Origin of the sequence: Neoroseomonas rubea (genome assembly GCF_016106015.1) — a bacterium.
In the GTDB taxonomy this organism is placed as follows: Bacteria; Pseudomonadota; Alphaproteobacteria; order Acetobacterales; family Acetobacteraceae; genus Neoroseomonas; species Neoroseomonas rubea.
Genome location: NZ_JACADQ010000180.1, coordinates 1 through 7,858, shown reverse-complemented (window position 1 = coordinate 7,858; position 7,858 = coordinate 1). Strand labels below are relative to the sequence as shown.

Annotated in this window: 10 protein-coding genes, 1 tRNA gene and 1 pseudogene; 7 read left to right on the top strand and 5 right to left on the bottom strand. The window is 70.5% G+C overall.

All coding sequences use genetic code 11. The features are described from left to right. Positions 1 to 294 precede the first annotated feature (294 nt). Both HW577_RS15940 and HW577_RS15935 read right to left on the bottom strand, forming a co-directional pair. Positions 295 to 411: pseudogene (locus HW577_RS15940) on the bottom strand (transposase); the annotation flags it as partial. Positions 412 to 434: 23 nt separating this feature from the next. Continuing rightward, entirely contained in the window at positions 435 to 974 is a 540-nt protein-coding gene (locus HW577_RS15935; protein WP_198377140.1) for a hypothetical protein, read from the bottom strand. 599 nt (positions 975 to 1,573) lie between these two features. On the opposite strand from HW577_RS15935, the gene HW577_RS15930 reads away from it, so the two are divergent. Then, entirely contained in the window at positions 1,574 to 2,398 is an 825-nt protein-coding gene (locus HW577_RS15930; protein WP_198377139.1) for a hypothetical protein, read from the top strand. Between the two features lie 19 nt (positions 2,399 to 2,417). Here HW577_RS15930 and HW577_RS15925 read toward each other — a convergent pair whose 3' ends face one another. The 3 genes from HW577_RS15925 to HW577_RS15915 all read right to left on the bottom strand — a co-directional run bounded on the left by HW577_RS15925 (position 2,418) and on the right by HW577_RS15915 (position 3,757). Further along, positions 2,418 to 3,104: a hypothetical protein gene (locus HW577_RS15925; protein WP_198377138.1), complete on the bottom strand. Its 687-nt coding sequence runs from the start codon at positions 3,102 to 3,104 to the stop codon at positions 2,418 to 2,420. Next, complete coding sequence (locus tag HW577_RS26590; protein ID WP_232474980.1) at positions 3,101 to 3,313, bottom strand: hypothetical protein; 213 nt, start codon at positions 3,311 to 3,313, stop codon at positions 3,101 to 3,103. Before HW577_RS26590 ends, HW577_RS15925 begins: the two co-directional genes overlap by 4 nt. A gap of 369 nt (positions 3,314 to 3,682) precedes the next feature. After that, positions 3,683 to 3,757 (bottom strand) — tRNA-Gly (locus HW577_RS15915). Between the two features lie 146 nt (positions 3,758 to 3,903). Here HW577_RS15915 and HW577_RS15910 point away from each other — a divergent pair. From HW577_RS15910 to HW577_RS15885, 6 genes are all read left to right on the top strand, one after another. Next, positions 3,904 to 4,875, top strand: a complete 972-nt coding sequence (locus tag HW577_RS15910; RefSeq protein ID WP_198377137.1) for a Bug family tripartite tricarboxylate transporter substrate binding protein — start codon at positions 3,904 to 3,906, stop codon at positions 4,873 to 4,875. Continuing rightward, positions 4,876 to 5,376, top strand: a complete 501-nt coding sequence (locus HW577_RS15905; protein ID WP_198377136.1) for a prolyl-tRNA synthetase associated domain-containing protein — start codon at positions 4,876 to 4,878, stop codon at positions 5,374 to 5,376. A gap of 113 nt (positions 5,377 to 5,489) precedes the next feature. Continuing rightward, positions 5,490 to 6,431, top strand: a complete 942-nt coding sequence (locus HW577_RS15900) for a tetratricopeptide repeat protein (RefSeq protein ID WP_198377135.1) — start codon at positions 5,490 to 5,492, stop codon at positions 6,429 to 6,431. Positions 6,432 to 6,438: 7 nt separating this feature from the next. Beyond that, entirely contained in the window at positions 6,439 to 7,107 is a 669-nt protein-coding gene (locus tag HW577_RS15895; RefSeq protein ID WP_198377134.1) for an LON peptidase substrate-binding domain-containing protein, read from the top strand. Between the two features lie 47 nt (positions 7,108 to 7,154). Next, positions 7,155 to 7,346 (top strand): Trm112 family protein, encoded by a 192-nt coding sequence (locus tag HW577_RS15890; RefSeq protein ID WP_198377133.1) that lies wholly within the window; start codon positions 7,155 to 7,157, stop codon positions 7,344 to 7,346. A gap of 5 nt (positions 7,347 to 7,351) precedes the next feature. Beyond that, positions 7,352 to 7,720, top strand: a complete 369-nt coding sequence (locus HW577_RS15885; protein ID WP_198377132.1) for a gamma-butyrobetaine hydroxylase family protein — start codon at positions 7,352 to 7,354, stop codon at positions 7,718 to 7,720. Positions 7,721 to 7,858 lie beyond the last annotated feature (138 nt).

Sequence of the window (7,858 nt, the reverse complement as noted above, 5' to 3'; positions counted from 1 at the left end):
TCATCTGGTCGCTCCTGGCGAAGGGTGAGGAGTACCAGCGGCCAGCAGCCGCATAGGTCCTTGCCACCAGCGTTGCGAGCGTCACGAGGGAATGGGCAACAGGTCATCAAGCCGACGCGTGGAGAGCCTGGCTTCTATCGCGGCCAACCATAGGCCGGCCATCGGTTGAGGCCCGCGCGTGCGGACTTGCCATTCGGGCGCCGGGGGCAACCTCGAGACGCCGGATACAGGTACGCAAACTGGCCGTCACACCCAGCCCACAGGACGCTTGCGCAAGGGGAGCAGTCCATACAGGTAGAAACTCGCCTCGGATACGCCGAGCTTGCGGCAGATCTCGGCCACCGCCGTGCCGCTCTCCGCCTGCCTCAAGGCAAAGGCGATCTGCTCATCCGTGGATCGTTTTTGCTTCATGGCACCACCCCCTCCTCAGGGGTTCACAGTGCCCAAAAACTTGCCCTCCCGCTGGACCAGTTTCGAGGGTCAGGACCACAGGTGTAGCGACGCACCTCGGCGCGCTCGAGGTCGACGAGCCGGCTCTCGCAGGTGAGCGCGACGCGCGGCTCGGCGCCGTCGGTCACCTCCATCGTGTCCATCAGCCCCGCCCAGAGCGGGAACGGGTCCGCGACGAAGGCGCCCTCCGCGTCGAGCAGCGCGCCCCAGAGCCGGGCCGGCCGCAGCCGGAAGCTGCGCTCGGCGAGGGCGATGTCCACCACCTCCTGCGGCACCGGCGAGAGCGCCAGCGTCAGCCGCACGGCGCGCAGCTCGACCGTCTCCTCGACCTCGCCGACCGCGCCGATCGAGCCGACGCCCTCGAAGACCTTTCCCGCCCAGTTCAGCGGGCCGAGCCCGGTCCAGGCTCGGAAGGGGCCGGAGGCGAAGTCGAGCTCGACCAGCACCACCGGGGCCGCGACCGGCGAGGTCGCGGACGAAGCCGCATGCAGCGACCGCCGCGGGGTGCCATTGCCATCGGACATTTCCCTCCTCCTTCGTCTATCCTTTGCGGAGCAGCGGCAGGTCCGGCTTTCCTTGCGGGCACCTTCGCGCCATAGGAATTATATCGTTCTTTCTGGAGCGGTTCGTGGCATCTGATGGAGAGCAACGGACGACACGCGTCCTGTTGGGGATCGTTGGCGTCTACGCCCTTCTCGTCACGGGATGGGCTATCCCGCCGGTCCGCGATCTCATCGATGAGTTCTTCGGCCCGAATGAAGCGCAACTCGTGTTGGTGTCCGACACGCCGCTTCTTCGCGTGCGCGTGACCTACGACGATCGAGAGGTACTACCGCGGCCGAACTGGGGTCCAGGCGCTGCGCCGACCTACGCGACGTTCACGCCCCTCAGAACGAGAGCGTTCGAACCGACCCTGTCGGTGTCCTGGGAGACGAGCGAGGGTCGCACTTCGGTTTCGCGAACGATGCGACAGACTGACCACAGGCGCTGCCTTTATGTCCTGCGCATTGACGCAGCAGGTCGTGCGCTCCCACCGGAGACGACCGACGCGCTCTCACCGTTCTGGTGGACCTGTCACTTCGAGTGAGGCGGTCGCCTCGCTCATCAGCGAGGAGGCATTCGTATGAGCGGTTTCATGTTCTGGCGGTCGGTCCAGGAAGCAGCGGAAGCCGAAGCGGCTGCTTCTCCCCTGCCAGGGTTCTATGACGGGCCCGCCGACGCATATCGACATATCGTCGGTACTGCGGAATTGCGCCGCCGGTTCGGTTGGGCCACGGCGTTCGGCATTGTCACCGCCAACGAGGTGCTGGGGACACATTTCCGCAGCCACCCTGCCCATCTTCGAAGAATGGACGACCACAACAATGCGATCGGCCTCGCCATCGGAGCGGAGGCCCGCAGCTACGAGGACGTTGTCCGCCTTGCTCGGGCGGCGATCGACAGTGCAGTCAGCGCTGGCGGCAGCGGTGCCGACGGAACGCCTGTGTGGCTTCCTCAAGGCTGGACCGAGCCGCGGGCGCGGCGCGGCCTGAACCGGACCCTGCCCGTTGCATGGCCAACTGATATTCCCTCAGCGAGTTCCTACCAATTCGGCGATGAGCGATTCAGTGTGGCCTTCTCGGAGCGCGCCGGCACGCCTCGGCAACGCGAGGCTGCCACGCTGGCCCGTCTCGCCGAAACACCGCCGCAGGAGTGGTCCGAGTTCGACGTGCGAGCCGCCATCGGCTCGGTCCCGTACCGCAACTCCAACGCGCCCGGGCATGCGGAATGGCGAGCGCGGGTGCGGGAGTACTTCGAGCAACGTGCGGATCGTGACAGTGTGGAGGGCGCCCTTCCGCGCGATGGAGGCGAGTGCTCTGGTGTAGCCCAGGTGCGCGCATACACCCGCGCCGGTCCGTCGGGACCAGTGCAGGTATCTGCTCATAGTCGATCCGTTTCCTGTGATTGATTGGCGCAGAAGTAGGACACTACAGCGCCTCCTCGAGGCGGATGGTGATCGCCGTGAAGCGCCCCGGCCGGGTCGGGTTGGCGGCCTCGTCGTCGGAGACCAGGCGCATGGCGACGGTGGGCTTGGTCAGCACCAGCGGCTGGTGGATCAGCAGCGCCTCGCGCAGCGGTGGCGCGATCGGGACGGTGGCGGTGCCGGCGCCGGAGGCGGTGACGGTCTCGGTCGCGATATGCAGCCGCCCCGCCAGGCCGATCAGGTCGCCGGCGCCGACCGCAATGCCGTTCGGCCACCAGCCCTGGGTCTGGATGGCAAGCGCCCCGCGCGGCGCACCGGTCGCCAGCGATGGGCTTCCGGAGCCGACCACCAGGCCGGTGCCGTCCGTGAAGATCGTCGCATCGTTGAAGGAGAAGGGGCCCGTGGGCACGTCGCCTTGCGTGCGCGGGTCGCCCGTGCGGAACTCCCGCCGCCAGTCCCAGATGCGGACCGTGTTCACCGAGCCGGCCAGCGCGGCGAGCAGCCCTTCGAGGAGTCCCGCGCGCACGCGGTCGAGCGGGTCGAAGGTCGCCTGCGCCACCCAGCGCGCACCCTCGCGCCGCAGCACCTGGGTGGCGCGCGTGACCGGCGAGACGAAGCGCGTGGTGTTGTGCTGCAGGTAGAAGGTCAGCCGCGTCGGGCGCAGCGCCTCGGGCCAGGCGTATTCGGTCATCCGCGCACCGTCTCGTAGGCGCTGCCGCCGCGGCGGATCGCGTCGAGCGTCATGGCCGAGGCCTGCCGTGCGATCTGGCCCGCGAGCAGCCGCAGCCGCGTCTCAACGCCGGCATCGGCGCCGCGCGCGTCGATGTTGATGGTCTGCTGGATGACCGGGCCGCCGGGCACCATGCCGTTGGGCAGCACAGTCCCGCCGCGATCCGGCACGAACCATTCGGGGCCGCGCTCGCCGACGATGTAGGGCTGGCCGGCCGCGACTGGCCCGCCCTCGGCCCGGAACAGCCCGCCGAGCCAGGAGCCGATGCCGTCGAACCAGCTGCCGGCGCCGAGGCTGTTGGGGCGATCGCATTACTGAATTCCGCCGGCATACCCTGAAAAATAAGGCCGAATTTCAATGACTTAAGCTTGAGGGTGAAATCGGCCTACCCTCAAGGTTCGGAGACATTCGGCTCTCTCCGGCCGAAGATCGGCGCTGGTTGCGCCGTCGAACCATCAAGGTCCACGCGCGAACCCTGGCCAAACCTGCGCCTCAGCGCGGTGCCAGAACCAGGAGAGACAGGTTGTTAGAGAGAAGGTTGGAGCGGGCGAAGGGATTCGAACCCTCGACCCCGACCTTGGCAAGGTCGTGCTCTACCCCTGAGCTACGCCCGCGCTCCGTGCGGGCGGCGCTAATGGCACGGGTCGCGGGGGATTGCAACCCACCCCGCGCAACCCGCCGGAGCGCCCCCTCGACACGCCCGCCGCGCCGGCGCGATCCTGCCGCCCAACGGCACACCGCCGGGAGGAAACAGACCACCATGAACCGTCGCACGCTCCTCGGCGCCGCCGCCGGCGCCCTTGCCCTGCCCGCGGCCCGGCCCGCCGCCGCCCAGCCGCTCGACCGGCCCGTGCGCATCGTCGTGCCCTTCGCCCCCGGGGGCACCTCGGACATCCTCGCCCGGCTGCTCGCGCCCGCGCTGACGCAGTCCTTCGGCCAGAACGTGGTGGTGGAAAACCGCACCGGCGCAGGCGGGAACATCGGCGCCGACCTGGTGGCGAAATCGGCGCCGGACGGGCACACGCTGCTGTTGATCGACGTCTCGACGCTGGCGACGGCGCCCTCGCTCTACACGCGCCTGCCCTTCGACCTGAAGCGGGACCTCGCCCCGGTCACCATGCTGATCTACGCGCCCTACATCCTCGCGGTGCATCCTTCGGTCCCCGCGCGCAACGCGGCGGAACTCGTGGCGTATGCCAAGGCCAATCCGAACCGGGTCAATGTCGGCCATGCCGGCATCGGCGTGGGCAACCACCTCACCGGCCTGCTGCTCACCCAGCATTGGGGCGCGGACCTGACGCAGGTGCCCTATCGCGGCGGTGCGGCCGCGCTGACCGCCGTCGCGGCGGGGGAGGCGCAGATGATCATCAACGGTGCCACCGCCACCGCCCCCTTCTGCAAGCAGGGCACGCTGCGCCCGATCGCGGTGACCGGCCCGGCGCGGCTGGCGGATTTCCCCGACGTGCCGACCTTCGCCGAACTCGGCTGGCCCGCGGCGCAGTCGGGCACCTGGCAGGGCGTGCTGGCGCAGGGCGGTACCGCGGCCCCCATGGTCAACCGCCTCGCCACCGACCTGCGCGCCGCCATGGCCGTGCCCGCGACGGCCGAGCGCATCACCGCCCTCGGCGCCGTCAACAAGGTGGAGGGGCCCGCCAGCTTCCGCGCCTGGCTGGATGCCGAGATCGAGGTCTGGGCCGGCGTGGTGCGCGCCAACAACATCCGCCTCGACTGAATGGCCGAGACGCCGGAAGGGCTGCTCGCCCGCCTCGCGGCGGCCGGAATCGCGGCCGAGACGCGCCACCACCCGCCCGTCTTCACCGTGGCGGAAAGCCGGGACCTGCGCGGCGAACTGCCGGGCGGGCACACCAAGAACCTGTTCCTCAAGCCGGCGAAGGGGGAGGGGCCCTTCCTCCTCGCCACGCTCGAGGAGGAACGGCAGGTCTCGATCAACGCGCTGGCCCGCATCGCCGATGCCGGCAAGGTCCGCATGGCGAGTGCCGAGGAGTTGATGGCGACCCTCGGCGTCCCGCCCGGGTCGGTGACGCCCTTCGGCCTGGTCAACGCCGCGCCTGGCAGCGTGCGCTTCGTGATGGACCGGCACCTGGCCGAAGGCTTCGACCGCATCTGGGTGCATCCCTTGACCAATGCCGCCAGCACGGGCCTCGCGCCGGCGGACCTGCTGGGCTTCCTGGCCGGGCTGGGGCATCCCGCCACGCTGCTCGACCTCGGCTGACCGGGCGCCTCGACCGGCGGCCGGGCCCGGCGTATGTCCCCCGGAACGGCGTTGCCGCTTGCCGAACCGGCGCGGCGACGCATCTATTCGCAAAGACTAGAGGAATGCCCGCCATGGAAGTCCTGTTCGACCCCGCCCGACAAGCCGGCCCCGGCGCGGCCGGCGACGACGTCATCAAGGACGGCGACCAGAAGACCTTCATGCAGGACGTCGTCCAGGCCTCCCGCGAGGTCCCAGTCCTGGTCGATTTCTGGGCGACCTGGTGCGGCCCCTGCAAGACGCTGACCCCGGCGCTGGAAAAGGTGGTCCGCGCCGCGGGCGGCCGCGTGCGGCTGGTCAAGGTCGACATCGACAAGAACCGCCAGCTGGTCGCCCAGCTCACGCAGATGGGCCTGCCGCTGCAATCCGTGCCGACCGTCGTCGCCTTCTGGCAGGGCCAGATCCTGGACCTGTTCCAGGGCGCGCTGCCGGAATCCGAGGTGAAGCGCTTCATCGAGGGGCTGCTCAAGGCCGCCGGCGGGCAGATGCCCGGCGCCGACCTGCTGGCCGAAGCCGAAGCCGCCGTCGCGCAGGGCGACCATGCCGCTGCGCTCGAACTGTACGGCGCGCTCGCCCAGCAGGAACCGGAGAACGCCAAGGCCTTCGCCGGCGTCGCCCGCGCCCTGCTCGCGCTGGGGGAGGATGAGCAGGCGAAGGCCGTGCTCGACAACGTGCCCGACAAGATCAGGGAGGCGGCCGAGATCACCGCCGCCCGCAGCGCCATCGAGCTCGAGGTCGAGGGCCGCCGCGCGCGGGAGATGCGCGCCGAGTTCGAAGGCCGCATCGCCGCCGACCCGGACGACCACGCCGCGCGGATCGAACTCGCCACCGCGCTCAACGCCGCCGGCGACCGCGACGGCGCCGTCGATGCGCTGATCGAGGCGATCCGCCGCGACCGCGCCTGGAACGAGGAGGCGGCGCGCAAGCAGCTGCTCAAGTTCTTCGAGGCCTGGGGCTTCGACGACCCGGCGAGCAAGGCCGGCCGGCGCAAGCTTTCGACCCTGCTGTTCAGCTGACCGCCGCATGGCGCCCTTCCACCCTCGGCTGGCGGACCTGCCGGAGGAGATCGCGGTCTTCCCGCTCTCCGGCGCGCTGCTGCTGCCGCAGGGGCGGCTGCCGCTCAACATCTTCGAGCCGCGGTATCTCGCCATGACGCTCGACAGCCTGGCGAACGGACGCGTCTTCGGCATGGTGCAGGCCGACCCGCGCGCGCCGCGCGGGGCGACCGGGCCGGGGCTCTATCGCACCGGCTGCCTGGGGCGGCTGTCATCCTTCAGCGAGACGGATGACGGGCGTCTGCTGATCACGCTGACCGGCCTGATCCGCTTCCGCATCGCCGAGGAACTGCCGCTCGCCGAGGGCGGCTACCGGCGCGTGCGGGCGGACTACGGCGCCTTCTCGCGCGACCTGCTGCTGGACGGGCCCACGCCCGTCTTCGACCGGGAGGAGCTGCTCGGTGCGCTCCGCCCCTATTTCCGTGCGCGCGGGATCGACGCGAATTGGGAGGCGGTGGAGCAGATGGCCGACGCCACGCTCGTCACCACCCTGTCCATGGTCTGCCCCTTCGATGTGCCGGAGAAGCAGGCGCTGCTCGAAGCCCCCGATGGCGGCGAGCGGGCGCGCATGCTGGTCGCGCTGATGCGCATGGGGGCCGCCGCCAACGCCCCGCCGCCCGAAGGCCGGCCGAGCTGAACATCCCGGCGGGCCGACGCGCCCGCATCGACAAGGAGGCGCCGAACGTGCCCGAGACCCACCCCGAAGCGATCGACCCGCGGCTGCTCGAGATCCTGGTCTGCCCCGTGACCAAGGGACCGCTGCGCTACGACCGGGAGAAGGGCGAGCTGGTCAGCGAGCGCGCCGGCCTCGCCTACCCCATCCGCGACGGCATCCCGATCATGCTGCCGGACGAGGCACGCAAGCTGAACGGCTGAGAACCATGTCGGCCGCGCCGACCGAGATCCGCCTCAAGCGCGCCGAGCAGGCGATCGACGTCGCCTTCCCCGACGGCGCCCGTTTCCGCCTGCCGGCCGAATACCTGCGCGTGGAAAGCCCGAGCGCCGAGGTGCAGGGCCATGGCCCCGGCCAGAAGGTGATCGTCGCCGGGCGCCGCCATGTCGGCATCCTGCGCGTGGAGGCGGTGGGCAACTACGCCGTGCGGATCGTGTTCGACGACCTGCACGACACGGGCATCTACTCCTGGGCCTATCTCCGCACACTGGGGGAGGAGCAGGAGGCGCGCTGGGCGACCTACGTCGCGGAACTCGGCGCGCGCGGCCTGTCGCGGGAACCGCAGCGGCGCGGCTGAACCCGGCGGCCGGCATCGCATCCGCGGCCGGCGGCGTCCGCCTTCGGGTTGCACGCCCGGCCGCTTCGCGGGCCGGGCGCGCCTCAGGCTTTCCCCAGGGGGCGCGCGGCCGTCAGGCGCTTGCGCGCCGCACCGGCA

Bases quoted from the DNA above. Each gene is read 5' to 3' on its own strand.
- HW577_RS15935 (WP_198377140.1), bottom strand. From the start codon at position 974: ATGTCCGATGGCAATGGCACCCCGCGGCGGTCGCTGCATGCGGCTTCG.
- HW577_RS15930 (WP_198377139.1), top strand. From the start codon at position 1,574: ATGAGCGGTTTCATGTTCTGGCGGTCGGTCCAGGAAGCAGCGGAAGCC.
- HW577_RS15925 (WP_198377138.1), bottom strand. From the start codon at position 3,104: ATGACCGAATACGCCTGGCCCGAGGCGCTGCGCCCGACGCGGCTGACC.
- HW577_RS15910 (WP_198377137.1), top strand. From the start codon at position 3,904: ATGAACCGTCGCACGCTCCTCGGCGCCGCCGCCGGCGCCCTTGCCCTG.
- HW577_RS15905 (WP_198377136.1), top strand. From the start codon at position 4,876: ATGGCCGAGACGCCGGAAGGGCTGCTCGCCCGCCTCGCGGCGGCCGGA.
- HW577_RS15900 (WP_198377135.1), top strand. From the start codon at position 5,490: ATGGAAGTCCTGTTCGACCCCGCCCGACAAGCCGGCCCCGGCGCGGCC.
- HW577_RS15895 (WP_198377134.1), top strand. From the start codon at position 6,439: ATGGCGCCCTTCCACCCTCGGCTGGCGGACCTGCCGGAGGAGATCGCG.
- HW577_RS15885 (WP_198377132.1), top strand. From the start codon at position 7,352: ATGTCGGCCGCGCCGACCGAGATCCGCCTCAAGCGCGCCGAGCAGGCG.